Below are 25,867 nucleotides of genomic sequence, written 5' to 3'. Positions count from 1 at the left end.
TAAATGTCCGCTGGAGATTCTTTTTATACTCCCGCTTTTGTGGCGGCGAAGGGAGAGAAAAAAGCCGCTGACGCGCCTGTCAGTTGACTCTTGTTTCTTCACTGCCCTGATTGCGCCAGACTTCACCGCACATCAGTACCGCGCCTGGACGCCTTTCATGGATACGATCGGCAATGCGCTGGCAGGCGGCACGGGTGGGAAAAAGATGTTCGGATACGGGCAGGGCGTCACAGGCATCGTGACCACATGCGCTGACGAGTAATACGAAGCCAATCAACATAGCTCACTCCGTTGACGTACCAGACCAGACCCAAGTATAGGTGATAAGCGGAGCGGCGGGGTTTTATCAAGCCAGATGGCCGCGTTTCAGCGCCTGGTGTTCCTGCCACTTTCAGCCGCTGATGATGCACTGCGGCAGTGGCAGGGACCGCTATCCGGCCATCGATTAAGATGAGGCCGGTGCAGGTGCGTGTTATCGCAAAATACTCAATGCTGCGTACTGGTGGTGGTGCTGGTACTGGTGGTGGTGGTTGAACCATCGCCGTCGCCACCGCCTCCCATCGTTGCCAGCGCCACACCGAGAAGTGCCGCGATCCCCCCCAAACCCATGGCATTGGAGTTACCCTCAGCGAGGGTAGTGGCTGCACTTCCGGCTGCTTCTCCGCTGGCCGGTGCGGCATACACCGTGCTGGTGCCTGTGGCGATCAGTAACAACAAAGACGCACTTATTCTTTTCATTTTTATTCATCCCCAAATGGTTTCCGGAAAACTCGTCAGGGAGAATAGTTTTAATTTTTTACATTTAAAACAGGGTGATAAAGCAGGATTTATTGCAGGTCTGATTATGTTGAGCGATAAACAGTGCCACTTATTTTTAAATAATTTTAACGGCTCGTCGGTTGACGGGAATTCGCAGGACAGAGGAGCAGATGACCGGCTGGCTTCAGGACGAAAAAATTGCGGAATTATCTTAATGTCGGAGAGCGTACTTTGCCAGAGAGGAAAATAACCCGCTGGCCTGAAATAAGCGCCAGGAATGAGTTGAGTGCAATGCTGTTTTTCAGATTAAACGCTGGCGCTATTTTTCTGCTTCAGTCGGGTGAGTAAACCTTTATAACGCATCAGGCTCAGCTGTGTGACAATATTATTGTCTGTAAGGGAATGTGAATGTCATCCCACCAGACGGCGGCAACGTATGCGAATAATCTTAATTTTTCTCCTTCCACGTCAGGTTTTAAGAACTCGTTAAGTTTCTTGTGGCCTACTGGAGTGATTATTTCTCGTCAGGGGTGACTGTATGTTATTAACGGCGTTTTCCTGGATTAAAGATAAGACCGGTTATTTGCAGGAATTCATCTCCGAACCACGAAAAACAGGCACTATTGCACCTTCATCAATGTCGTTGTGCACCACGATGTCTGATGCGGTGGACTGGAACCGCTGTCAGCACATCGCAGAGCTGGGCGCGGGGGATGGCGTGCTGACCCGCCATCTGTTGGCCCGGATGCGACCCGATGCCTCATTGCTGGCATTTGAAACCAATCCGCGTTTCCACACCCAGTTGCAGGAAATTAACGATGCGCGGCTTGAGGTGACAGGAGACTCGGCTGAGACGCTCAGTGGACACTATGACGCGATTTTTTCCGGCCTGCCGCTGTTGTCGCTGCCTCATTCGGTCAGGCATGGCATTTTATCCCGTGCCGCCTCACTGCTTAGCCCGCAGGGCGTATTTGTACAGTTTCAGTACACCTCGCTCTCTGAACCGTTACTCTCCGGCTACTTTGCCTGGAACCGGACTCGCGTACTGCGCAATCTGCCGCCTGCCTGGGTCTACCGCTGTCATTCTCTGGATAATCTCCCACAGCAGGCTGGAGACGGTAGCTGACTTTGAGATGGCAATCTCCGGTATCTTTGCCAGGCTTAGTTTTTATCCATAACAGGAGGAGAAGATGAGCACTGAAACCGATTTACCCGTATCAAATGAGGAAGAAGTCTGCACCATTATTGGCAAAGCGGTGGTTGATCTCAGCGTTACCGGACAGCCGGTTAATAAAGCCACGCTGGCTCATAAGCTGTTAGCGATGGCCGATCAGGATAACGATGAAGAACGCATCTTGCTTTACTGGATTGCCCGGAAGGCAATTAATCAGCCACACAGGTTTGCTGTTGCGACCTTTTAACGTTCTGTGGCAAGCCGGCCATATTGCCGGGAGCACGGTCACCGCTAACGTGGCCGTGCCTGTAGCTGCAATATCAGGTTATTTTGCGTAGCAACGGTATCAGCCGCAGTAGCCAGACGATGGCGGCCGAGATGACAAAACAGGCCAGTGCGACCAGCGGAATGGTCAGGGCCGAATAGTATCCCTCGAAGTTAATCCTCAGAAACGACAAAATTGTCTCCAGCACGATAATGTGCACAAAGAAAATTCCCAGGCTCAGCCTCGACAGGCTGCGAACCAGATTAAACACCCATTTTTTCCAGCGAAATTCGGCATTAAGCAGCATAAAAAAACAGGATAAAGAGACCACCACCAGCGTGGGGGCGGAATAAAACAGAAAAACCCGATTAGGTGCGAAAGTGCTGATGGATAACGAGTAGGTCATCACCGCCGTCAGTACGGTTGAGATAATAAAGATAATAGTCGAAATGGTTACTTTCGGATTAATGTTAAAACGTCTGACCACGCCACCAATAATATAAAATCCGGAAAGATAAATAACTTTATCAATATTACTGGGAGAGGGGATAGGCTGACTTTCCAGCAGGTTGATTTTGACATTATCAAACAGCATATAAACCGATGCCAGGGCAAACCAGACGGCGAGAGTATAATTAATTCGTTGTCGGCTGCCATTCTGAATAAACGTATTTAACAGCGGTGTCACCAGATACAACAAGATCAGGGTATAGATAAACCAGAGATGTGGATAAGCGGGCTTACTGAACAGCTCCAGAAAACTGATGGCTTGCGTGTTGGCATTAATTCGTTGATTGTAGAAAAGATAGATGGCCGACCAGACAATCAGTGGAATAACCAGATTCATCACCCGTTTTTTCAGGGTGCTGAGCAACGATTCATTTTTATTTAATGAGTGATAGCCCGCAATCAGTAAATAAAGTGGAAAAGCGATACGTCCCAGTACTTCATAGGTGACGGAGACCGACCACGCCAGGTGAAAATAGCTGAAGGGAACGGCTGCCGTATGCAACAGAATGACCAGAAATGTCGCTAACAGAGTGAGCAGTTTAAGATTGATTGTTTTAAACGCCTGAGTCCTTGTCACTATCATGCTTTGCCGCAGCCTGTCAGATTAATTGTCAACAGGCTAAAGGTAACATACTCCGCCGCAGTGACGTATCTTGAGGCGCGAAAAAAGCATTATGTACTCGATGTTGTCACATCCAGCGTGACGCTGGCCGGACAGACAGCGTCAGGCTGCACCATCACATATTCCGCTTTGCCCTGGTGAATATACATACAGGCACGTCCTGCCGTGCCGCCATCCTGTTCCTGAGATAACGCAACCGTGGTTTTTTCAGCCTGTACCGGCATCACCGTGCCGGTAAAAATAATCATGGCGACCAGCGAAATCCGCTTATTCATTCCTTTCATCATCGACATAACCAGCAGTGAAGTTATCTGGCGTTCCTTTTTTATCGGCGCTGCCAGTCAGAGGCTTAACGGTAGCGCCAGCACCGGGCTTGCTGCAAGGTCCGTGCTGCAATATCGGAATAAACTGGGAGTAAATTCAACATGGCTGGTTATTTACTCCTGGGCGCGGATTTTCTGCTGTTAAAGACGCGGGATTTTTCTCAATCTATTGATAGAGATGGTTTTATTGGCAGGGCTGATGTTCCGTTAATTGCTGTGCGAATCGACTTCGAAGGAAGAAACTGCCAAATTTTCAGGCCATTTGAGTTAAGTCAGGCTGTAATTACCAGATAATTCTGTATTACCGGTGAGGCTTTTTTCAGCCGTTCACTGTACCTGAACGTTAATGTCAGACAGGACAACCCGGGCAAATGTTTTACCGCAGATTGGTCGCGGTGAATTTTAAGTTACTGCGGTCATTTGTACAGCGGCAGATAAAAAATGAGAGTCAGGACCCTGAATCAGACAGAGGCTTTTTTTATTCTGTAAAAATCACCTTTCAGTTTTTTGGTTGTGAACGGTTATTAACCTGTATTGCAATCATTTTCTGAGACAACGCTCATCCGGCTACTGGTGCATCTGTTCATTCCCCATTCAGCCCAGCCGCTGGCGCTATCTTACTGGTCAAAAATGAAATTCCACAGGAGGGAACGAATATGAAAGGACACACTATGGCGCAAGGGGCAATCTACCCCGGACGTCTTTCTTCGTCGGTGGGGGCCTGTGGCAGCAATGCGCCTGCCGACGTCAAAAAACTCCAGCAGATGATTTCAGACGCGGGTTACCCGCTGTCCACCGGACGACGCCTCATCGTTGACGGGCGGTGCGGGCAGGGTACCATTGAGGCGATCCGCTGGTATCAGCGGCTGCTGACGCTCTCGCCCACCGGGCTGGTGATGCCGGTGGATACATTTTTTATGCAGGCTGTCAGCAGGGCGCTCAGCCCTCACTGGCGGCCACGCAATACCATTGGCCCGCTTCACGTGCACGAAGGCCAGATAACCTTTGACGCAGAGGGTGTGGACTATCTCACCGCCGTGGCACCCTTCAGGCAGTCGCACTATCCCTTTTTTTCGCGCGTGCTGCACAGCCCGCCGATGGGTAATTCGGGCGTCACGCTCGGTCGGGGTTATGACATGGGAAGAAGGAGTCGAGGTGAGATTCATGCCACGCTCATGCAGGCGGGAATCGAGGAGTACAAAGCGGTGATTTGCTCGAAGGCAGCGCACCTGAAGAGCCGTCCGGCCAGAGAGTTTGTGCAGGTGTACGGACCACTGGTGGGGGAGATCAGCCATCAACAGCAGGTACAGCTGTTTTCGATTGCCTATAAGGCCAAACTTGCTCAGGCGCGCAGTCTGTACGGCAAAGTGGCAAGGAGTGTGCCCGGCGCCCCATCATGGCATGCGCTGGACAGGAAAGTCAGAGACGTGGTTGTCGATATTTTTTATCAGGGAGTGCACAGTGCGCCAGATCTCATCAGGGCAGCGATCAATGGCAAAAAAGCGCTGGCATTTTTTATAAGAAACGACATGAATTTGATGAGATATGAACAACAGCGAAAAAGGTTAAGGTATCTGAAATGAAATTATTAAAATTGACGGTCCTTTTCCTCTTTTCTTCATCAGCAATGGCCGCCTTGTTCGAGAGCACGGAAGGGCAGACGTGCTTCAGGCAATATAGTGAACCGGTCCAACAAAATGATTGTCTTTCAAAGGCAAAGCAGGAGAGTGAAACTCATCTGGATGCTTTAATTTCAGAAACGGATAAACGAATTAAAGCTAATAACCCTGGCCCGTTTAATGGCGTAGAGAATATCCCGGTAACATCGGGTGATATGTACAGTAAACGTTTTTTGATGGCACAGAAAATATGGAAGCAGTACCGCAAAAAGATGTGCCTTGCGGTGGCGACCGAGCTTGATGAAGACGCTTATGATTATCAATCCTTTATTGACCAGTGCGAAATTAACCTGAACAAGCGACACGAGGAAGAGATTCATCTTATGGGACTTCCTGCTGCTCGCTGAGCATCTGCCAGCAAGGAAACGTTTTTCATCCACCGCCCGACGTCGTATTAGCGGGCGGCTGTTTTATTTTGCATCTGTGCCCTGCCATAAGAGAGCCCTTTCCCTTACAGGGCAGGTACAGGATAGAGGTCCGGATGATGACGGCTATGCAGGAAGGAGAGGCGGATATTGCCCTTTGCCAGAGGAATGATCGCCGATCATCGGAGGGCGATTGAGATGGCGAAAACCGGGTTGAAACAGGGCAAAGACCCGGAAATGTGCGCGCTGGCGCAAACGAGCATCTGAGCTCAGCGGTCGGAGATTGACCCGATGCAGCACTGGCTGAAGCAGCAGAAAAAATAATGCCGGTAACGTGATGGAAACAAGCGAAAACTTTACCTGCTGATAAGGAAAGTTGTTAAAGTTATCTTTCAACTCTGTCTTATGGAAGCCACTATGTCGTCTGATATTTCTCATCCATCCAGCAGCCCAAAACAGGCTGCGCTTCAGCTGGTGATTGAGCTGGTTCGCGCAGGAAAGCTCAGCCCATTGCAGGGAGATGCCTCAAATATGATCTCTGTCTATGAACAGTTCAAGGCGCACTTTGAAGCGGACAAACAGAAAAAATCTGCTGATTCTGCCATTTCCTGACCTGTCAGCCCGGAGGCGATGACCAGCCAGCAGATGGTCTGGTCATCGGTTTCCATACCGCTGGCTGGCTCAGCCAACGATATGCCCACTCTCCATTCTCACCGCCCGATCGCACATATGATCGATAACATCCGGGTCGTGGCTGACCAGTACCATCGTCAGATTATCCTGCTGTTTCAGCCGGTTGAGCAGATTAAGGATCTCGGCCTGTACCGACATATCCAGAGCGGAAGTCGGCTCGTCAAGCAGCAGGATTTTTGGCTCCAGCAACAGCGCCCGCACAATAGCCACGCGCTGACGCTGGCCGCCTGAGAGCTGGTGGGGATAACGATCGGCCAGCGCGGGATCAAGCCCGACGTGGCGAAAACCGCTGTCGATGCGATCATTGATATCGGGCATCTGCAACAGCTTCAGCGGCTCTGCCAGCGTGCGACGCAGGCGATGACGTGGATGCAGGGAAGCGTAAGGATCCTGAAAAACCATCTGCACATCGCGCCTGAGCTGGCCGGTGAACGCCCGACCCGGTGTGACCGGATGTCCTGCCAGCGTCATGCCGCCCTGCCAGTTGGTGTTCAGTCCGGCTATCACCCACAGCAACGATGATTTACCACAGCCTGAAGGTCCGACCAGGCCAAAACACTCTCCGGCGTTGACGTTCAGCGACACATCGTGAACCACGGTGCGCTGTTCATAGCCCTGGCGATGAGAAACGCTCAGGTCATGCAATTCAATCATGTTCACGGTGTGCCTCCAGCGCCGCACGATCCAGCACCGGCAGTGGCCTGCCATGCGTGGCTTTGCCCGGGCGGCAGGACCACAGTGTGCGGGTGTAGGGATGTGTAGCCTGCGGCAATTCGGCGGCGGGAAGCGTGTCGAGGATCCGGCCCTGATACATCACCATCACCCGTTCACAGTGTTCGGAAACCTGTTGCAAATCGTGACTTATCAGCAAAAGCCCCATATTACGTTGCTCAACCAGACGGCGGATCAGCGCCAGCACCTGATCGCGCATGGCGTGATCAAGAGCAGAAGTCGGTTCGTCAGCGATCAGAAACTGTGGATCGGCAATCAGCGCGATAGCCAGCATCACCCGTTGCCCCATCCCGCCAGAAAGCTGATGGGGGTAGCGCTGCATCAGTGCCGCAGGGTGGGGCAGGCCGACCGCATCCAGCATCTCGCAGACCTTCTCTTTTATTTCGGCCCGACTGTAGCGACTGTGCAGCCTCAGCGGCTCTGCCACCTGCCAGCCGATGGTGCGCATCGGATTCAGAGCGTATTTAGGGTCCTGCATCACCATCGCCAGCTGGCTGCCCCGCAACCTGCTCCAGCGCGCCTCGTTGAAGGTCAGTGCGTTATCACCGGCAATACTGAACGTTTCTGCCTGCAAATGCAGGCCGGGTGACAGCAGCCCCATCAGGCTGCGGGCGGTGAGCGATTTTCCGGACCCTGATTCACCGACCAGCGCCACGCGCTCCCGGTCAAGGGTGAAGCTGATGTTGTTGACCAGCGGACTGCCGGTTGCACTGGAAATGGTCAGATTTTTCGCCACAATCGGCGGGAAAGTTTCAGTTGGCATTTCGGCTATCCAGTCGGTCACGCAGGCCATCGCCCGTCAGGTTAAATGCCAGGCTGGCGAACAGAATCGCTCCCCCCGGCGCGGCAGCAACCCACCATTGATCGAAAATCACTTTGCTGCCTTCGGCCACCATTGAACCCCACTCGGCGGTTGGTGGCTGCACCCCCATTCCCAGAAAGCCCAGCCCGGCAGCGGACAGAATAATGCCGCCCAGACTGAGGGCCGCGCGCACCACCGCGCTGGGCAGGCAGAGCGGTAAAATATGCCCGAACATCAGGCGCAGACCATTAATGCCCTGCATACGTGCGGCGGCGAGATAATCGCTGCGGCGCAGTGCCAGCGTTTCCGCCCGCGCCTGGCGGGCAAACGGCGGCCAGCTGGTGAGTGCCAGCGCCAGCGCGCCGTTGAGCAGTCCCGGACCCAGCATCGCCACCAGCGCCAGCGCAATCACCAGATTCGGCAGCGACAAAAAAATATCGGTTACGCGCATCAGCAGCCGTTCGGTCCAGCCGCCCAGATAACCGGCGCAGATGCCAATCAGCATCCCTACCGGAATGGTCAGCAGCAGGATCAGTGATACCAGCAGCAGCGTCGGCCGCGCGCCATAAATGACTCTGGAGAGCAAATCGCGGCCAAAGCCATCGGTTCCCAGCCAGTGCAGCGCTGAGGGAGGCATCAGGCGGGCAGACATCAGCTGTGCATTGGGATCAAAAGGGGCCTGCAGCGGGGCCAGCAGGGCGGTAATAATCAGCACCGCGACCAGCGCACAGCCCGTGGTCAGCGAGGTGACGCGTGGACGGCGGCGGCGTGGTGCGGGAAGGTCAATATCAGTAAAATTTTGCGTCATCGGGTTCTCGCATCGGTGAGCCAGGTTAACGCATCTGCCAGCGCATTGAGGGTGATAAAACAACCGCCAATCAGCAACGTGGAACCCAGGATGGCCGGCGTATCGGCGGCAAACAGCGCGGTGGTCATATAGCGACCCACGCCGGGCCAGGCGAATACCGTCTCAGTCAGCACCGAGCCTTCCAGCAGCGAAGCGTAAGAGAGCGCCAGCACGGTGATTAATGTACCGCGAACGTTGGGCAGTACGTGCAGCAGCAGAATACGGCCCCGGCCAGCGCCTTTTGCCCGGGCCAGCGTGACATACTCTTTGCTGCTCTCTTCCAGCAGGGCGGCGCGTAGCAGACGGGTGATACCCGCCATCGACAGCAGTCCCAGCACCACCACCGGCAGCCAGAGGTGGGCGACGGCATTACGAAACATCTCCGCATCGCCTGAAAGCCAGCTGTCCACCAGCACCAGGCCGGTTTTCGGTTCCAGCGTGTAGACCCAGATATCGTCAAGTCGCCCGGGACCCGCCGACCAGTGCAGCACGGCGTAAAACAGCAGCAGCCCCAGCAGCCCCAGCCAGAACACCGGCACCGAGTAGCCGAGCAGCGAGATGAAACGGGCAAGATTATCCACCAGGCTGCCCGGTTTCCAGGCGGCGAGCAGCGCCAGCAAAATACCGAAGAAAGCGCCAAACAGCATTGCGCAGGTAGCCAGTTCAATGGTGGCCGGGAAGGTGCGCAGCAGATCGCTGGCGACCGGCTGGCTGGTCAGGCGGGAAATACCCAGATCGCCGTGCGCAAGGTGGGTGAGGTAGTACCAGAACTGCATCAGCAGCGGCTGATCCAACCCCATTTCACGCCGCGCCTGAGCGTAGGTGGATTCACTGGCGTGATCGCCCACAATCTGCAACACCGGGTCCACCGGCGACAGATGGGAGAGCATAAAGGTAAACGCCAGCAGGCCCAGCAGGGTGACGGCCAGCGACAGCAGACCGGTGAGTAATTGCCCGCCGCGCAGCCAGAACAGCCGGGCGGACCCGGCTTCAGCACTCATTCCTGCCATTACTTACTGACCTGGCTGTAGTAGACCATATCCGGGTTAATCCCCTGGACATAACCTTTGAGATTGCTGCGCAGCGCCAGAAGGTTGCGCGCCTGCAAGCCAACAACATAAGGCGAATTCTGCTGCACTTCGCGCTGCATCGCTTCATACAGCTTGATGCGTTTCGCCTTATCGCTTTCTGCCGTGGCCGCCAGCGTCTGCTTATTCAGCTCCGGAATGTGCCAGTTGGAGCGCCAGGCCAGCGTTTTGCTGCCATCTTCCGGGTTGTAAGCAAAGGCTGCCGCGTTGGTATTCGGGTCGAAATAGTCAGCGCCCCATGCGTTCAGCGTGGCTTCATATTTGTGCGCTTTCACCGAGGTGGCAACCTCGCTGCTGATACCTGGAATCAACTCAACCTTAATTCCCCCTTTGGCAAAGCTGGCCTGCAGGGCCTGGGCAATGTCGAGGTAAGGCGGCTGATTACTGACGCTCAGCTTAAAGCTGACGTTTTTCAGTCCGGCTTTGCTGAGAATCGCTTTGGCTTTCTCCGGATCATAACTGAACGGATTGTCATTCAGCGCACCGAGGAAGCCCTGCGGCAGGAACGACTGGTGCACCTGGAACTGGCCTTTCAGCAGGTCGTCAGCGATGCCGTGGTAATCAAACAGATAACGTGATGCCTGCCACAGCGCCGGGTTTTTCAGCACCGGATTGGCATCAATATTGAACTGAATGTAATAGAGCGACGCCATCGGAACCGCCAGAGGCGTGACGCCGGATTTGCCTTTCAACGCGGCGATCTGGTCGGCTCCCAGGTTACGGGCGATATCGGCATCACCCTGCTCCAGCAACAGACGACGGGCAGCCGGTTCGGGGACGTTTTTGATCAACACATTCTTCAGCTTTGGCGCACCCGCCGGTGAGGAGGGGTTCGCTGAGAGCAGCACCACTTCGTGCGGAATATACTTGCGGATCTGGAACGGGCCGCTGCCCGCGGAATGCAGCGCCAGCCATTTATTGCCAAAATCGCCTTTCTGCGCGTTGGCCATCGCGGTTTTTTCATCAACGATGGAAGAAACCGGGGCGGCCAGCAGGCTCAACACATAGGTTGGGCTGACGTTGGCCGTCCAGCTTACCTGCACATGTTTGTCATCGATTTTTTTCAGCTGTGCATCAACATTATCTTTGTTCCAGCCCAGCTGGGTCAGGATGAACGATGGGTCAAGATTCAGTTTAACCACACGGCTGAACGAGAAAATCACATCTTCCGGACGCACCGGATTACCGGAGGCAAATTTTGCTCCGTCGCGAAGAGTAAAGGTAAGGCTGCGGTTATCACTGCCGGGCTGCCAGGAAGAGGCCAGCGTTGGCTTCAGGTCGGTCGGATTTTGCGGATCGGACTGCACCAGCCGCTGATAAAGATTGGTAAAAGCCTGCACCGAAGTCAGTTCAAAACCCTCTGCCGGGTCAAAGCTGCTGGCATCATCGATAGACTGAGCAATCACCAACGTATCCGGTGGGGTGGCAGCCTGGGTGGAGAACGAAGCGGCCAGCGCCACGGCAATCATTGACGGAACTACAATTTTCATGACGTTTCCTTACCTTTTAGTGTATTCGCGAGTGTAAATGAGCTTCCCGCCCGATAAATAGTAGATTATTCGCTATCAATATGTAAAAAGGTTATAAGAAAATGGTATTGGTTATAAACATTTAACAGTAGTGGTCAATTCATCCGTCAAATGGCTGTTACTACCGGATCGCCACAGGCCGATCGCATCTGTTAACTGAAACCGGCAGTTTGCTGTCAGAAGAATTCAGTCTGGTGCAGTACAGCATCAAAGGAGAGGGCAATTGCTGCCGGTTGAAAGGTTCGCGGTCTGGAGAGGCGGTCACGGGCACCCGCTTCGGGGCGTAGCGCTTTTACTGCGGCAAACAGAAGGATTGTGAAACAATCAGTGGCGATAAAAGCAGATTAAAAATCAGCAGCTTTCTGGAAAAATCGTTCAGGCGCAAAGGGGGATAGTACCGGGCTTCAGCGACAGTTCGAAGCTGCGGCATTGAGGGAGCGCCAGAGCCGGATATAACAGAACCCTCTGCTCAGGGTGGATGATCCTGCAAAAGCTGGCTGAGTAAATTGCGATATCCCTGGAGCAATGCCTCATCAACCTCACTCTCCAGTCGGGAAATGACGCTGGCAATAATCGCTTTGTGGCTGGCAGGTTTCCCGCTTTGCATCAGCTCACGGGTGACCACGGCCAGAAGTTCAGTTTCTTTCGGCGCATGGAAAGCCGGACTGTTAAAGTAATCGGTGATAGCCCTGGCTGCGCCCGCTTCATAATGGACCATCTGCACCTCCGAAAAGCGCCATTGACCGCTCAGCGGCTGACCGTTGAGTGTGTGTGGATGAAGTGTCTGAATACGACAGGGTTGCCAGAACAGCAACCCGCTACGTCGCCGGGAACATCCCCTGACGAGAATTTTTACTGTAGATGGGGAAAAGCGAAAATTCAGTAACGTTCCGAAATATTTTTTAATTCTGCTGAGCTAAAACTCGCCGCTCACCGATTGCCGTGCCCGCCAGCGACACTGGCGGCAGCGACGGGGCGATTAATGGCCGGGCCAGGTGGTGATCACCTCAGAAACGCCATTGATAATGAACTGCACGCCCATACAGACCAGCAGGAAGCCCATCAGGCGCGAAATTGCCTCAATACCGCCTTTACCCACCAGCCGCATAATGGCACCGGAACTGCGTAGGCAAAGCCATAAAATCACGCTGATGGTGAAAAAGGTCAGCACCGGGGCAAGTCTGACAACCCACGGCGAAAACTGGCTGCTGTCGTGAATGGTGGACGCGGCGCTGATAATCATCGCAATGGTGCCGGGTCCGGCGGTGCTCGGCATGGCCAGTGGCACGAAAGCAATATTCACCACCCGGTGTTCGCTCAGTTCATCCAGTTTGTGTTTTGCCTCAACGGAATGTCCGGCCTGCTGCTGAGGAAAAAGCATGCGAAAGCCAATAAAAGCCACGATCAGACCGCCCGCAATGCGCAGGCCGGGAATAGAAATGCCGAAGGTGTTCATCACCGCATTACCGGCGTAAAACGCCACGGTCATGATGATAAAAACGTAGAGTGAAGCCTGCTGTGCCTGGCGGTTGCGTTCGGCGTAGTTCATGTCGCCTGCCAGGCCTAAAAACAGTGCCACGGTGGTTAACGGATTTGCCAGTGGCAGCAACACCACCAGCCCCAGTCCAATTGCCTGAAAAAGTTCGAGCATGATTCTCTTCCTTGTTACATCGATCATTGCGCAAAGGGGGCATCATCATGCCTAATCTGCGTCAGCTTCTGAAGCAGGTTACCGCCTCTTTTCGATTTTTTGCATTTGGGGCTTGTACAATGCGCAGCGTTATGAGTAAATGCCGCGTCGGTTTTGAAACAGACAAGCTATGCGAGCAGTTTTAGTAAAGCAGTTTTCAGTTTAAGCGTTATCTCTGATATCTCTTCTTCCTGACTTCCTTCTTAAGTGCCTCATAAGTCCGGCCTGTTGACAAACCCCATGCCCACTGTGGCTCAATAATTTAAGAAGGAAAGACAGATGTCTAACAAAATGACTGGTTTAGTAAAATGGTTCAACGCTGAAAAAGGTTTCGGCTTCATCTCCCCAACCGACGGCAGCAAAGACGTTTTCGTACACTTCTCTGCAATTCAGAACGGCGGCTTCAAAACGCTGGAAGAAGGTCAGAAAGTTGAATTCTCTATCGAAAACGGCCAGAAAGGCCCGGCAGCGGCTAACGTTATCGCGCTGTAAGACAGAGAATTTCTGCTGCTGACAGCAGAAAGCATCGATTGTGAACGGCCCCCTTGCGGGCCGTTTTCATTTGTCCCGCTGACAGCGCTTTGTTCCACGCCGCAATAATTTTCTTCATCCGCCAGCTTATTTGCTAACCGCGCAACGCTTTTCCAGAATGAAAATCTGTCGGTCGGGCAGCAACCGCTGTTACGGCGGATAATCATTAACACCGTTCGGCTCACAACAGCTAAAAGTTTCAAACTTGTGACAACTATTCTGTTTTTCCTTCGCAGAGCGCGTGCGCTTGTTACACTCTCAACTCGCACTTCTGCCATAAGGCCACATCCCCCGCAAGATGGAATCCTGGAAGGTTAACCTCATCTCCGTCTGGTTTGGCTGTCTGTTTACCGGGCTTGCCATCAGCCAGATTATCCCGTTTCTGCCGCTCTACGTTGAGCAACTGGGCGTGACCGACGCCAGCTCGCTGACGCTCTGGTCTGGTTTGATCTTCAGCGTAACCTTTCTGGTTTCCGCTATTGTCGCGCCGATGTGGGGAAGCCTTGCTGACCGCAAAGGGCGCAAGCTGATGCTGCTGCGTGCCTCACTGGGGATGGGGATAGTGATCCTGCTTCAGGCTTTTGTCACCAACGTCTGGCAACTGCTGTTGCTGCGGGCGCTGATGGGGCTGACATCAGGCTATATCCCTAATGCGATGGCGCTGGTGGCGACCCAGGTCCCGCGTGAAAGAAGCGGCTGGGCGCTGAGTATGGTGACCACCGCGCAGATTTGTGGGGTGATCATGGGGCCGCTGATGGGCGGTTTTCTTGCCGACCTGGTGGGGCTGCGCACGGTTTTTCTGATTACCTCCGCACTGCTGCTGACCAGTTTTCTGATTACGCTGCTGCTGATCAAAGAGAGCGGTTACCGGCAGGTGAAGAAAGAGGATAAGCTCAGCGGCAGCATGGTATTCCGTTCTCTGAGTCATCCGGGGCTGATGGTCAGCCTGTTCATCACCACGATGGTTATCCAGCTGTGTAACGGCTCTGTCAGCCCGATCCTGACGCTGTTTGTGCGCCAACTGGAGCCGGACGTGCAGAATATCGCCTTTATCAGCGGCGTGGTGGCGGCAATCCCCGGCGTGTCTGCGCTGTTGTCCGCGCCACGGCTGGGCAAGCTGGGCGATCGGATTGGCGCCCAGCGCATTCTGTTCAGCGCACTGACGCTGACCATCCTGCTGTTTATCGCCATGTCCTGGGCAGGCAGTGCTTTTCAGCTTGGAGCATTACGCTTCTTACTGGGGTTTGCCGACGGCGCGATGATGCCGGCAGTGCAGACATTATTACTGCGCTACTCCAGCGATCGTATTACCGGGCGAATTTTTGGTTACAACCAGTCTTTTATGTATCTGGGCAACGTTGTCGGGCCACTGATTGGATCGGGCGTTTCGGCGGCAGGTGGCTTTCGCTGGGTGTTTACCGCCACTGCGTTAGTGGTGCTGATTAACACCCTGCAACTGATGCTGGTCTACCGCAGGGGAAAAACGCCACCGGCGGGAAACAGTCCGCTCTGAAAGCGGTCCAGGTCGGCCGCTCAGCGAATACTCAGGGTGACAGCATAAGCGTAATGCGAGGCGGTCAGTAAGAACTCCGGGCTGACCGAGGGACTCCACGAATCATCGCCACCGACGCCCATATGATAGCCATCGACACTCAGCCAGCAGCCGTCTTCTTCCTTCAGCAGATGGCGGTGGCTGGTTTTTCGCAGCTGTTCCTGGCCGTATCGGTTGAGGGAAAAATGGAAATCGCCGCGCACGGTGAGCGTGCCGAAGGTGAGTTCTTTGGTGCCTCCCCGCAGGCCATTTTCGCCGGGGAAGACATACGGGGTATAGAGCGAGTCAAGCGGCAGTGACCAGCGGGAAAACTGCGCGGCGAGGCGACGATCCGGATAGTTCTCGTGGGGGCCCAGCCCCAGCCAGCTTACCGTCTCTGCGGCCTGTCGCAGCTGGCAGCATAATCCAATCCTTGCCGGAGCAGGCAGGCCAGCCGCCACCGTCACGTCAGTCTGAATATTCATCTCGCCACGAGAATTAAAACGATACTGTTTACGGCTGAGGAAGCAAATTCTGCCGTCAGACTGCCATGCCTGGGTGGTTGCCAGCTGAACACCGTCAGCCGTCTGGTCATAGCTGAACGCCAGCAGTTCACTCTGCAACTGGTAAAAGCCTGCCCACTGCCAGCGCTCCACCCAGGCGTTGGGATCCACTCTGGTCACTTCGCTGATGCCAATATCGTTATCCACGGGGGCGCGGACGAATGCATCGCGCAGCGGCGTCAGCAGCTGCGGCTGATTTTCACTGCACCACTGCACCAGTTCACCGCTCTGGCGGCAGAAGTGCCAGCTTTGCTGCTGCCAGCTGACAATGATCTCCGTTTCGCTTTCACTCAGCAGCGGTTTCTGCCCACCCTCGGTGGCGACGGGGCGTTGCAGCAGGGCAGGCAGCCGCCACTGATCCCAGGCCACGCGATGTCCGGCTTCTGACCAGGCCGTTGCCTGAGGCTGGACTATCGCCACGCACAGCCATACCTCACCGTTCAGTTCAGGCAGAGCCCCTAACTCCAGGCTTAACCGACCTTCCGCCGCCAGCGTCAGCGGCTGACGACCTTCCGCTACGGCTCTGCCGTTTTGCTCAATTCGCCACTCAAGCTGTTCATTATCCGTGGCGCGGAAAAGATATTCACTGGCAATGGTAATACGCAGTGGTGCGCAGCTTTCCAGTGAAAACTGGAAAAACTGTTGTGCCCGTTGCGCTTCGAACAGGGAAGGGTGAGGTGTACGATCGGCAAACACCAGTCCGTTCATACAAAACTGACGATCGTTAGGTTTATCGCCAAAATCACCGCCGTATGCCTGCCACGGCTGGCCGTGTTGATCATAGCGGGTCAGGCTTTGATCGACCCAGTCCCAGACAAACCCCCCCTGCAAACGGGGAAACTCACGGAAGGCCTGCCAGTATTTTGCGAAGCCGCCAAAGCTGTTACCCATCGCATGAGCATATTCACACAAAATTAACGGGCGGGTCTCTTCGGGCAGGCTGATCCATTTTTTGATCGCCCATTTCGGCACGGCGGGAAACGGCTGATCCTGATCAACTCTGGCATACATCGGACAAATAATATCGGTGGCGGCGGTATCGGCCCCGCCTCCTTCATACTGCACCGGGCGGGTGGCATCGGTGCTTTTTATCCAGCGATACAGGGCGTCATGGCTGCTGCCGTGGCCTGATTCATTGCCCAGCGACCAGATAATGATGCAGGCATGGTTACGATCCCGCTGCACCATGCGAGTCACCCGCTCGCTGAAGGCGTTAAACCAGAGCGGATCGTCTGACAGTTGGTTCATGGGTTGCATGCCGTGGGTTTCAATATTGGCTTCGTCCACCACATACAAACCGTAGCGGTCACACAGGCGATACCACAAGGGATGGTTGGGATAATGTGAGCAGCGCACCGCATTGAAATTGTGCTGCTTCATCAGCTTAATATCGCGGATCATGGTGGCTTCATCCATCACCTGGCCATTTTCCGGATGATGTTCGTGGCGATTGGTGCCACGGATAAGTAAGGGTTTGCCATTCAGCTTCAGCAATCCCTGGTGAATTTCGACCTTACGAAACCCGACATCGAAGGCTTCGGTTTCCATCTCTTTTCCCCGTTCATCGAACAGCGTGATGGTTGCACGATACAGCTGAGGCGTTTCGGCACTCCATAGTTCTGGCTGTGCCACTGTCAGGGTGAGGCGGGTGCGATCGCGGTAATGACCCCGCTCGTCAATAATCTGGCTGCTGAGCGGCTGACGCAGGCGGGCAATACAGGATTGTTGCTGCCACAGGGCGACTTCAACCTGACAGGCTTCGGCCAGTGGCTGTGAACAGACGGCCAGCACCTGAAGACGTGCGGTGTGATATTCGGCGCTAAGGTGTGTTTCAATCTGCACGTCGCGCAGATGCAGCACAGGTTTATGTAACAGGCTGACATCGCGGAAGATACCGCTCATCCGCCACATATCCTGATCTTCCAGATAACTGCCATCGCTCCAGCGCAAGACCAGCACGGCAAGGCGGTTTTGTCCTGAATGTAGCACCGGCGTAAGATCAAATTCAGCCGGTAAACGGCTGTCCTGGGAGTAGCCAATAAACTGCCCGTTACACCACAGATAAAAAGCCGAGCTGACGCCGTCAAAAATAATGCGGGTCTGCTGCTGTGGTTTTTCATCGTGCATGAATGTGAGCGAATAACATCCGGTGGGATTCATTTCCGGTACGCGCGGAGGATCGACCGGAATCGGATACTGAACATTGGTGTATATGGGCGCATCGAAGCCGGCCAGCTGCCAGTTGGATGGCACAGTGAGCAAAGACGCGTCAGGCAGATCCTGCTCAAGCCAGCCCTGAGGCACCGCTTCGGGCTGCGGGAAATAACTGAACTTCCATTCACCATTCAGTAACTGACGGCTGTCGCTGCCGGGGATTTCATCACGGGCATCCACTGCACGACGATAGCTGTTAAAAGGGGGGTGAGCAGGCAGGCGATTAATCTGTGTCACGCCAGGGTTTTCCCAGTCACGACGACTTAACTGCTGTTGCAGGCTCAGAACAGGGGAAACAGAAGTTCTCATCTACGGTATCTCTGAAATGTTATCCGTTCACATTGACCTGAAATGCCATGACTGTAAAGCAGATTGCACTGTTCTTCCAGGTAGGAATGTTGCCGATGCGGAAGGGAAAACGACCGGCTAATCAGAGGATTTTTACTGGTTTGTGTTATGGAATCGTTAAGTGTGGTTACCCACGGTAAAAACGGGCCTGATAAGGAGTTTTCTGCATTGTCAGGCTGTGCAGAGGGCACTTACTATCAGCGCCAACGCTACCATGAGGAGATAACGATGAAGCGGATCATAAAAGTTGTAAGTGTTGTTGCGCTGGTAACCGCTCTGAGTGGTTGCCTGTTCCCACCTCCGGGTGGCGGCGGCGGCGGCGGTGGCGGCGGCGGTGGACCTCGCGGTGGTTTCAGTCAGGGACCGGGTTTCTGAGTAAATACGGCCGGGGGAGTTCCCCCGGCCGTATTTGTTTCAATCCATCATTGAAAAAGAAGTGGTACTAAATCGTTGTACTGGCTGACAAAAGCGTATTGGTTGTAAAAGCATCAGATCGATAATGAAAATATAAATTGCAGTTTTGTTTTATTTTGGTAGATGAGGTGTTAACGTCTGGCTTTATCTTCCCAGGAAGTTCGCATGAAAAACCTTATCGCAGAACTTTTGATCAGGCTGGCGCAAAAAGAAGTTGAGTCGAAAGAGCTGATGGTGCAGGTGGAAGCACTGGAAGTCGTCGTGACCGCGCTGCTGCGCAAACTTGATGGCGAACAGCTACAACAGATTACCGACAGCATCAGTTCAGCGATGGCAACCGCCGCTGAGGCCTGCCCCTACAATGCTGCTGACTCCTCACAGCTTAACGCTTACATCCAACGTCTGCTGGTCTATCCCCGCTCCTGATATACCCTTCTGAGGGTACAGGCACAGTTTTAACATTGTGCAGACATTACCTGCCTGCACGGCGGCGTTATTGAAGTAATGGCTTTTACTGATGGAGAATCAGAATAAAAATTTGTAACTGAAAGCGCCGAATAAAATTGCAGTTGTCAGAATCTGAAAAATGTTTTTATATTCAAAAAAGCTGTCAGTAGTGAAATACTTCAATACGTAAAGTATAAATATTATTCCTGATGAACTGAGTAATGCCTTTTTTGATTTATTCACCACCACCACCACCATATTCCATATGTAAAGGCTGCCATACTTGCACCTGAAGCGACCCGAGTTTTACATGCGTTAATGTAGCCCATGTAAGGGCCACATTAAGAATTATGGTAAAAGCAGGCCAAAAAAAGCGAATAACAGATAACATGCCGCAGCAGCAAACCACAGGAAAGAATAAACTTTCATCCATGTACTTATTGTGATGCTTTTGTCATCAAAAAAAGCATATCCGGGATCCTGATTGTGCAGGAAGCTTATTTTTTTTCCGTGACTAAGTTTTATGAAGAAGCGTAAAACTGAGAACACACCGAAAAATCCAGTCATGTAATAAAACACGCAGGGGCCTGGTAAATTGTATTTTTCTCTGTAGGAAGAGACTAGTTTGTAATAATCTTGTCTTTTAAATAAATATATTACGAGCGACAGAATTATAAGGCAGCAGCCCAGCCAACCAAAAAACAATGACGTACCAGCTAATAATTTGTTAGTTATCATAGTATTCTACAACTTTATTAACTATAGCTTCCGCACCTGAGCTGCCAGCCCACCCACCTGCGACCGATCCTACAACTGCGCATGCAACTCCACCAATACCCACTGTCGCTATTCCAACAGCTGCACAGCCAGCTAAAGCTGTAGCACTACCCGCTGCACCTCCCAGCATTCCACCACCCGTGGTGAGGGCAAACTTTGAATAGTCTTTCACAGCTATTTTTCCGCACTCACCCTCACGCCCTTGCGTACAGGCTTCAACCACATCATTCGTCACCCCGGCGAAGCCGAATCCAATCCCAATGAAACCACCCATTTTAAGAAACCGTGCCGCTCTGGCCGCATTACCCACGTAGTAAGAATAACCGGGAATGCCACCCAGCCCGGCCGTTGACCACTCATGCACAATCGATTTACTGGAAAGGTTTAACGCCCGCTTCAGATTCTCATACTGCCGGAATTTAACCGTATAGCGCGCAAGGGATTTTAACAGCGGTTTATTGACCAGCTCTTTTAGCTGACTGAGCAACTGATTACGCTCAACGAAAAACTGCTGGCCGATCAGCGTGCCCTGCGTACGGAACTGGTTCTGGTAGCTGACCTCAATTTTTTTCAGGGTCTGCTCAATGGCCCTGAAATAGCGTTCTCCGACATCGCCTGCGGTGCTGAAAATCCTGTCTCCCGCACCGGTCAGCGCGGCAATCAGCCCGTAATGTCGGTGCATAAAACTGGCGTCGTCACTATTAACGCCGATAAATGCGGCATTGGTTTTATTCTTTGCCTGTCTCAGCGTATTAAGCATATGCATTGTCAGCCGGGGTGGGGTATCCGGGTCAGCCACAATTAAAATCTGGCCGGGCCTGAGGTATCGGGTATCCGCGTTGAGTTTCATAAACAGCTGGGTGGCAGGGGAACGAGTGTCCCTGAACAGTTCCCGCGCCTGATAATCCAGCGGGCCGGGTCGATTCACCACACAATATCCGGGGGCTATATTACGCGCCATGCTTCCGTGCTCCGTTCGTTATTAATTAACGTTGATGATTGCCGTCAATGGCAGTACCAGAGGTGTCGAAAAAAACTGCGGTGAATATAAACAATCCGGCTGCGTTAGGCAAAAGTGTTGGCGCATGCTGGTGGTGAGCCGTGCGCAGTTCCACTAATCCAGAACCGGGTCTCTGCCGGGGTTTTTTACGTTCTGCACGATGAGCAGGGCGCTGGCGGGGGGACTGGCAGATCACAGAAGCGCTGATTGTTTTCTGGTGTGGTGGTGATTGACTGAAATTTATCGGGCCTGCCCTGGCCCATTCCGCCGGTTAATCTGCCTGGCCAGCCGATCTTTTACCGGTAAATTTCAGTCCGGATGGAAGCTTATCCTTTGCTCATTGCTTCGGATTTACTCATGCACTGCTGCATTGCCTGCATAACCGCTGCGCGAAATCCTTTCTCTTCCAACACCTTTACCGCTTCGATGGTGGTTCCGCCGGGGGAGCAGACCATGTCCTTCAGTTCGCCGGGATGTTTTCCGGTTTCCAGTACCATCTGCGCTGAACCTTTTACTGCCTGCGCGGCAAACTGGTAAGCCTGACCGCGTGGCATACCGCCCAGTACTGCCGCATCGGCCATCGCTTCAATAAACATAAACACATAGGCCGGAGCGGAACCGCTTACGCCAACCACCGCATGGATGAGGTATTCCGGTAACAGCGCGGCCTTACCAAAGCCGTTAAAGATAGCGACGATTTCATCTGCTTCTTCTTTGGTGACCAGCACGTTTGGCGTCACCGAGGTCATGCCTTCATTGACCAGTGCCGGGGTGTTTGGCATCACCCGAACTATTTTTCGATCATGACCCAGTACGCTGGCGAGGGCGTCCAGCGTTATCCCGGCGGCAATAGAAACCACTACCGTATCCTTATTCAGGCTGCCGGAAATATCTTTCAGCACGTTCAGCATGACCGCCGGTTTAACCGCGCCAAACAGAATATCAGCGACCTTAGCCACTTCTTCCACGTCTGAAGCAGGGGTGATACCGTACTGCTGGTGCATCGCCTGATTCGTCTCGGGTTTATGGTCGTAAACCCAGATGTTTTCTGCTTTGATCTGACCAGCCGACACTAGTCCCCCGATAATCGCTTTCGACATGTTGCCGCAGCCAATAAAGCCAATTTTTTTATCCATTGTCATGTTCTCCGTTGCCTGTAGTGTTTATCGGCTATTAGCTTAACCTGAAAAGTTTATGCCTGCCCGACCGAGTGGTTGCTTATTATCATCTTTAATTTAGCCAGGTCTTTTATCCTCAGGCCGCCTTATTGTCCAGCAAACAGCAACCGGCGTGGAATATTGTCGCTGATATTCCACACCGGTTGCTGTTAACATAGCCGTTGATTTATCTGCCCGTCACCGCGGTATTTCAGGCGGACAAACAGAAATCCGTCGGTAACATCCCGGTGCCTGTTTTCAGGGCCATTTTTAGTAACATAACAGGAAACAATATGCCGATATGGGTGGATGCCGATGCGTGTCCGAAAGTCATCAAAGAGGTGCTGTATCGGGCTGCTGACCGTGAAGAGATGATGGTGACGCTGGTGGCAAACCAGCCGCTCAGCGTGCCGCCGTCGCGTTTTCTGCGTACTGTACGCGTGCCGGCCGGTTTCGATGTGGCAGACAATGAAATTGTACGCCGGGTTGAGGTCGGTGATCTGGTGATTACTGCGGATATCCCGCTGGCGGCGGAAGTGATGGAAAAAGGCGCGGTGGCAATTAATCCCCGGGGTGAGCGCTACAGCGAGGCCACCATTCGCGAACGCCTGACGCTTCGTGATTTTATGGATACCCTGCGGGCGAGTGGGGTGCAAACGGGAGGCCCACCGGCGCTGAGTCAGCGCGATCGGCAGCTGTTCGCCAACGAACTGGATAAATGGTTGCAGGCGCAAAAGTAAGAAACCGAGCCGTCTGCCACAGAACATGCGGCCTGTCGTGCCGGGTGGAAAGAGCACGACAGGCCGGTAAGTCAGACAAAACTGTCGTCGTCGCTGAAATCGTCGTTGTCGAAGCCGTCACTGCCGAATCCGGCAAAATCGCTACTGTCATCCTGCTGAAAACCCGCATCCTGACTCAGGAACTGGCTGTTGTCACCGTTGTTGAAGGTATCAAGATTGTTATCGAAGCTCTCCTGCGGTAGCGCGGGTTCATTGATAATGTTGACGATCTCTTCGGGTTGCGAATGGTGGAACATGCTGGTCAGCATATCTGCCATCACCACGCCGCCCGCCACGCCGACCGCCGTTTGCAGTGCGCCGCCCAGAAACCCCCGGCCGGCAGAGGGAGCCGCAGCGGGCTGAGCCGCCCAGGCTGGTTGCTGCTGAGCGGCCTGCGGATTTCCCCACGCTGGGGAAGACTGCTGGGGTTGTACCGGCTGCTGTGGCTGCTGGCGCTGACCACCGCCAAACAGGCCGGAGAGAAATCCGCCGCTGCTTTGTTGAGATTGTTGCTGTGACGCCGTCAGCCGGGCTTCCAGCTCGCTGACCCGGTTATTCAACTGTTTCATCGCCGCTTCCTGAATCAGGATAGACTGGGCCATGTAGTAGGGGGCCCCCGGCTGCTGCTGCAATTGCTGTTGGATCAGCTTTTCTGCTGCGGCATCGCGTGGACCTGACTGACTTTCAGCCTGTTTTAAACGGTTGAACAGATTTTCAATGAGTTGTTGTTCCTGGCTCTGCATTAGAAAGTCCTCTGTAGCAGGTGATATCACTATTCTGGAACAAAAATGGCGAAAGTAAACGGGCTTCGGGTAAGTAAATGTTGCCGATATTTTCGCAAATAAACGCTTCTTGTAAAGAATTTTTTACATTACTTATCTGATTAAAAACATTCAGATAACCGGAATAATCCCCCTGGTTACTGTAAAGAAAAAGTTCCTTGTGGAGCTGAGCAGCATTAACCGGTATGATGCGACGCAAATTCAACCATTATCTGTCCTGTTGACCGTTGCCAGAGGCAACAGCAGGGCTGAGGAAGTAACTGTTATGTCGTTACCCCTGTATCTGGTCGGTGCGCGAGGCTGTGGTAAAACCACCGTCGGCCAGGCGCTGGCTTCTGCACTGGGCTATGCCTTCAGTGACACCGATGGTCATCTTCAACGCATCACCGGGAAAACTGTGGCAGAGATCGTGGCGGTAGAAGGATGGGAGGGGTTTCGTCTGCGTGAGTCACACGCCTTACAGGCGGTGACCGCTCCGGCCACGGTGGTGGCTACCGGCGGCGGCATGGTGCTGGCGGCCTGCAACCGGCAGTTTATGCGTGAGCATGGTCAGGTCATCTACCTGAGTGCTGAAGCCGGGGTACTGGCGGCGCGTTTACAGGCCTATCCTCAGCAGGATCAGCGTCCCACACTGACCGGTCGGCCAATTGCTGATGAAATGGTTGAGGTGCTGGCGGCGCGCGATGCGTTATATCAGGATGCGTCGCATTATGTCATCAATGCGATGCAGCATCCGGATAAGGTGGTGGACGACATTATTACCCTGCTGGCGCTGGCTAGGGCCAGCTGAGTCGTGACCTGAAAAATTTATTACCGGCTGGCAGGATTACTACGAATTATTCCGCTCTTCTGGGAAATTTTAACCATTGTCTATACTGAAGGCACGGCACTCTCCGGCACAGGGTTGCCGGTACGGTGAAAATTTCTTAACTGAGGGAATTAATTATGCCAGGCAAACCCCCTTATCCTCGCACGGCCCACATCAAACAGGTGGACAAAGGCACCCCAGGCAAGACGGTCACCTGGTATGAGCTGCGTGCGGACCACCCAAAGCCCGATACGCTTATCAGCGAGCACCAAACGGAACAGGAAGCGATTGACGCCAAATCGCGCTACGAAGACCAGGGAAAAGAGTAAGTCTCACCGGCATGGACGCCGTTAATCCCCCTTCTGATGCTTTTTCCCGCGTACGGTCATCCGACCGCCCCCAGCCGATGAATAGAGCTTGACCGAAAGCTTTCGCGATCTTATTTTCACCTTACGATACCAATATAAAATCAACTGCAACGCCATCTCAGACACAACTGGACAGACCATTGGCTCATTTTCTGAATAATCCTCCTTTACCCGCCCAATCCGCGCTCCTGCCGGAAGCCGATGCTACGCTTAGCATGCCTGTTGCGCCCTTTGGCGCGACCGGTGAAATACCGGGTAGTGATCAGGCGATAGCGAATTTTGCGGGAAGTAATTCAATGAAACACACACTGGCTACCGTGACGCTGGGTATCGCTCCTCAGGGGGATCTGCATCCTCTGCTGCTGGAACATTTGCCGGAAGAACAGATTGCGCACTTTGGTCTGCTGAATGGCCTGTCATCTGCTGAAATTGAGCAGCGATATGCCCCCGTAAGCGGCGAAAAAGTGACCATGACGCACACTGAAGATGGCTCATTTGTCATCCTCTCTGCTGATAAGGTCAGTCATGCCTTACAGGAGCTGGTTAAAACGCTGGAACACCAGGGTTTCTCAACCATTCTGATTTTGTGTGCGGGCGAATACAAAAATCTTGTTGCTGACCGCGCGGTGCTGATCGAACCCTACCGGATTTTACCGCCATTGGTGAATGCCATTACCGGCGATAATCAGGTGGGCATTATGGTTGCGCGGGAAGAGTACATCGGCGAGCAGCGTTACAAATGGCGTAGCCTGACGATGAAACCGCACTTTGCTGTCGCCAGCCCGTGGGAAACCAGTGAAGACCAGCTGATTGATGCTGCCCTGAAATTGCAGGAACAGGGTGCCGACGTGGTGGTGCTGGATTGCCTTGGCTATCACCAGCGACATCGGGATTTTTTACAAAAACTGCTGGGTATTCCGGTGGTGCTTTCAAATATGCTGATTGCCCGACTGGCAGCGGATCTGCTGGTGTAAAGCTGCGATTGCCGTTACCTTGAGTGGCGGTAATGTTACCTGCGGGTCGCCTGACCGCCGCGATTGCCCACCAGTGGTGGAGATGCCCGCAAGGCT

30 protein-coding genes are annotated in these 25,867 nt (G+C 53.4%); 14 read left to right on the top strand and 16 right to left on the bottom strand.

The genetic code is table 11. The features are described 5' to 3' along the window. Positions 1–79: 79 nt before the first annotated feature. Complete coding sequence (locus BG55_RS01840) at positions 80–280, bottom strand: hypothetical protein (RefSeq protein ID WP_034933708.1); 201 nt, start codon at positions 278–280, stop codon at positions 80–82. 206 nt (positions 281–486) lie between these two features. After that, on the bottom strand, positions 487–738 hold the full coding sequence (gene yjbE / locus BG55_RS01835) for an exopolysaccharide production protein YjbE (protein ID WP_034933705.1): 252 nt from the start codon (positions 736–738) through the stop codon (positions 487–489). A 559-nt stretch (positions 739–1,297) separates the two neighbouring features. Here yjbE and BG55_RS01830 point away from each other — a divergent pair. Beyond that, positions 1,298–1,885: a class I SAM-dependent methyltransferase gene (locus BG55_RS01830; protein ID WP_034933702.1), complete on the top strand. Its 588-nt coding sequence runs from the start codon at positions 1,298–1,300 to the stop codon at positions 1,883–1,885. Between the two features lie 64 nt (positions 1,886–1,949). Continuing rightward, positions 1,950–2,180, top strand: a complete 231-nt coding sequence (locus tag BG55_RS01825) for a hypothetical protein (protein WP_034933699.1) — start codon at positions 1,950–1,952, stop codon at positions 2,178–2,180. A 73-nt stretch (positions 2,181–2,253) separates the two neighbouring features. Here the strand turns inward: BG55_RS01825 and BG55_RS01820 are convergent, their stop codons facing one another. Further along, a complete protein-coding gene (locus BG55_RS01820) occupies positions 2,254–3,291 on the bottom strand; it encodes an acyltransferase (RefSeq protein WP_034933695.1) in 1,038 nt (345 codons plus the stop codon). An 89-nt stretch (positions 3,292–3,380) separates the two neighbouring features. Beyond that, complete coding sequence (locus tag BG55_RS01815; protein WP_152542583.1) at positions 3,381–3,605, bottom strand: hypothetical protein; 225 nt, start codon at positions 3,603–3,605, stop codon at positions 3,381–3,383. 704 nt (positions 3,606–4,309) lie between these two features. On the opposite strand from BG55_RS01815, the gene BG55_RS01800 reads away from it, so the two are divergent. The 4 genes from BG55_RS01800 to BG55_RS01785 all read left to right on the top strand — a co-directional run bounded on the left by BG55_RS01800 (position 4,310) and on the right by BG55_RS01785 (position 6,309). Next, on the top strand, positions 4,310–5,236 hold the full coding sequence (locus tag BG55_RS01800; protein WP_235192695.1) for a DUF8812 domain-containing protein: 927 nt from the start codon (positions 4,310–4,312) through the stop codon (positions 5,234–5,236). Then, entirely contained in the window at positions 5,233–5,679 is a 447-nt protein-coding gene (locus BG55_RS21655) for a lysozyme inhibitor LprI family protein (RefSeq protein WP_034933683.1), read from the top strand. Before BG55_RS01800 ends, BG55_RS21655 begins: the two co-directional genes overlap by 4 nt. Before the next feature lie 168 nt (positions 5,680–5,847). After that, positions 5,848–5,964, top strand: a complete 117-nt coding sequence (locus BG55_RS21650; protein WP_235192694.1) for a DUF305 domain-containing protein — start codon at positions 5,848–5,850, stop codon at positions 5,962–5,964. A gap of 150 nt (positions 5,965–6,114) precedes the next feature. Continuing rightward, complete coding sequence (locus tag BG55_RS01785; protein WP_034933676.1) at positions 6,115–6,309, top strand: hypothetical protein; 195 nt, start codon at positions 6,115–6,117, stop codon at positions 6,307–6,309. A 69-nt stretch (positions 6,310–6,378) separates the two neighbouring features. On the opposite strand, the gene BG55_RS01780 is transcribed toward BG55_RS01785, so the two are convergent. From BG55_RS01780 to BG55_RS01750, 7 genes are all read right to left on the bottom strand, one after another. Beyond that, positions 6,379–7,044, bottom strand: coding sequence for an ABC transporter ATP-binding protein (locus tag BG55_RS01780; protein ID WP_034933673.1), 666 nt, complete (start codon positions 7,042–7,044; stop codon positions 6,379–6,381). Next, positions 7,037–7,885, bottom strand: coding sequence for an ABC transporter ATP-binding protein (locus tag BG55_RS01775; RefSeq protein ID WP_084276152.1), 849 nt, complete (start codon positions 7,883–7,885; stop codon positions 7,037–7,039). The genes BG55_RS01780 and BG55_RS01775 overlap by 8 nt, the downstream gene beginning before the upstream one ends. Beyond that, the gene (locus BG55_RS01770; protein ID WP_034933666.1) at positions 7,875–8,732 is read right to left on the bottom strand and encodes an ABC transporter permease; all 858 of its coding nucleotides are present in this window, start codon (positions 8,730–8,732) and stop codon (positions 7,875–7,877) included. Before BG55_RS01770 ends, BG55_RS01775 begins: the two co-directional genes overlap by 11 nt. After that, positions 8,729–9,781, bottom strand: a complete 1,053-nt coding sequence (locus BG55_RS01765) for an ABC transporter permease (protein WP_034933663.1) — start codon at positions 9,779–9,781, stop codon at positions 8,729–8,731. Before BG55_RS01765 ends, BG55_RS01770 begins: the two co-directional genes overlap by 4 nt. Then, entirely contained in the window at positions 9,781–11,349 is a 1,569-nt protein-coding gene (locus BG55_RS01760) for an ABC transporter substrate-binding protein (RefSeq protein WP_034933661.1), read from the bottom strand. The genes BG55_RS01765 and BG55_RS01760 overlap by 1 nt, the downstream gene beginning before the upstream one ends. 508 nt (positions 11,350–11,857) lie before the next feature. Beyond that, entirely contained in the window at positions 11,858–12,106 is a 249-nt protein-coding gene (locus tag BG55_RS01755; RefSeq protein ID WP_034933955.1) for a biofilm development regulator YmgB/AriR family protein, read from the bottom strand. 261 nt (positions 12,107–12,367) lie between these two features. After that, positions 12,368–13,039, bottom strand: a complete 672-nt coding sequence (locus BG55_RS01750) for a MarC family NAAT transporter (RefSeq protein WP_034933658.1) — start codon at positions 13,037–13,039, stop codon at positions 12,368–12,370. A 318-nt stretch (positions 13,040–13,357) separates the two neighbouring features. On the opposite strand from BG55_RS01750, the gene cspE reads away from it, so the two are divergent. Next, positions 13,358–13,570: a transcription antiterminator/RNA stability regulator CspE gene (gene cspE, locus BG55_RS01745; RefSeq protein ID WP_034933654.1), complete on the top strand. Its 213-nt coding sequence runs from the start codon at positions 13,358–13,360 to the stop codon at positions 13,568–13,570. 337 nt (positions 13,571–13,907) lie between these two features. After that, positions 13,908–15,122 carry a multidrug efflux MFS transporter gene (locus BG55_RS01740; RefSeq protein ID WP_034933651.1) on the top strand — a complete coding sequence of 405 codons (1,215 nt, stop codon included), beginning with the start codon at positions 13,908–13,910 and terminating at the stop codon, positions 15,120–15,122. A gap of 20 nt (positions 15,123–15,142) precedes the next feature. Here BG55_RS01740 and BG55_RS01735 read toward each other — a convergent pair whose 3' ends face one another. Then, positions 15,143–18,226 (bottom strand): beta-galactosidase, encoded by a 3,084-nt coding sequence (locus BG55_RS01735; protein ID WP_034933648.1) that lies wholly within the window; start codon positions 18,224–18,226, stop codon positions 15,143–15,145. Between the two features lie 147 nt (positions 18,227–18,373). Here BG55_RS01735 and BG55_RS01730 point away from each other — a divergent pair, with 147 nt between their 5' ends. Next, on the top strand, positions 18,374–18,640 hold the full coding sequence (locus BG55_RS01730) for a hypothetical protein (protein ID WP_034933645.1): 267 nt from the start codon (positions 18,374–18,376) through the stop codon (positions 18,638–18,640). A 204-nt stretch (positions 18,641–18,844) separates the two neighbouring features. Next, a complete protein-coding gene (gene iraP, locus BG55_RS01725; RefSeq protein ID WP_034933642.1) occupies positions 18,845–19,105 on the top strand; it encodes an anti-adapter protein IraP in 261 nt (86 codons plus the stop codon). Between the two features lie 748 nt (positions 19,106–19,853). On the opposite strand, the gene BG55_RS01710 is transcribed toward iraP, so the two are convergent. Further along, positions 19,854–20,864: a membrane protein gene (locus tag BG55_RS01710; RefSeq protein WP_034933634.1), complete on the bottom strand. Its 1,011-nt coding sequence runs from the start codon at positions 20,862–20,864 to the stop codon at positions 19,854–19,856. Between the two features lie 365 nt (positions 20,865–21,229). Further along, positions 21,230–22,039: a pyrroline-5-carboxylate reductase gene (gene proC / locus BG55_RS01705; protein ID WP_034933631.1), complete on the bottom strand. Its 810-nt coding sequence runs from the start codon at positions 22,037–22,039 to the stop codon at positions 21,230–21,232. A 314-nt stretch (positions 22,040–22,353) separates the two neighbouring features. Here proC and BG55_RS01700 point away from each other — a divergent pair, with 314 nt between their 5' ends. Beyond that, complete coding sequence (locus BG55_RS01700; protein WP_034933627.1) at positions 22,354–22,800, top strand: YaiI/YqxD family protein; 447 nt, start codon at positions 22,354–22,356, stop codon at positions 22,798–22,800. 71 nt (positions 22,801–22,871) lie between these two features. On the opposite strand, the gene BG55_RS01695 is transcribed toward BG55_RS01700, so the two are convergent. Then, positions 22,872–23,582: a DUF2076 domain-containing protein gene (locus tag BG55_RS01695; protein ID WP_034933623.1), complete on the bottom strand. Its 711-nt coding sequence runs from the start codon at positions 23,580–23,582 to the stop codon at positions 22,872–22,874. Continuing rightward, on the bottom strand, positions 23,554–23,826 hold the full coding sequence (locus tag BG55_RS22400; RefSeq protein WP_152542579.1) for a hypothetical protein: 273 nt from the start codon (positions 23,824–23,826) through the stop codon (positions 23,554–23,556). The genes BG55_RS01695 and BG55_RS22400 overlap by 29 nt, the downstream gene beginning before the upstream one ends. A gap of 60 nt (positions 23,827–23,886) precedes the next feature. Between BG55_RS22400 and aroL the strand changes: the two genes are divergently transcribed. The 3 genes from aroL to BG55_RS01680 all read left to right on the top strand — a co-directional run bounded on the left by aroL (position 23,887) and on the right by BG55_RS01680 (position 25,771). Next, complete coding sequence (gene aroL, locus BG55_RS01690) at positions 23,887–24,411, top strand: shikimate kinase AroL (RefSeq protein ID WP_034933953.1); 525 nt, start codon at positions 23,887–23,889, stop codon at positions 24,409–24,411. A gap of 155 nt (positions 24,412–24,566) precedes the next feature. Beyond that, on the top strand, positions 24,567–24,758 hold the full coding sequence (locus BG55_RS01685; protein ID WP_034933620.1) for a YaiA family protein: 192 nt from the start codon (positions 24,567–24,569) through the stop codon (positions 24,756–24,758). A 179-nt stretch (positions 24,759–24,937) separates the two neighbouring features. Beyond that, positions 24,938–25,771: an AroM family protein gene (locus BG55_RS01680; protein ID WP_338070018.1), complete on the top strand. Its 834-nt coding sequence runs from the start codon at positions 24,938–24,940 to the stop codon at positions 25,769–25,771. The last annotated feature ends 96 nt before the right edge of the window (positions 25,772–25,867 follow it).

This window comes from Erwinia mallotivora (assembly GCF_000590885.1).
In the GTDB taxonomy this organism is placed as follows: Bacteria; Pseudomonadota; Gammaproteobacteria; order Enterobacterales; family Enterobacteriaceae; genus Erwinia; species Erwinia mallotivora.
Note: the sequence above shows the minus strand (reverse complement) of the source record. Positions and strands in the feature narration are given on the sequence as shown.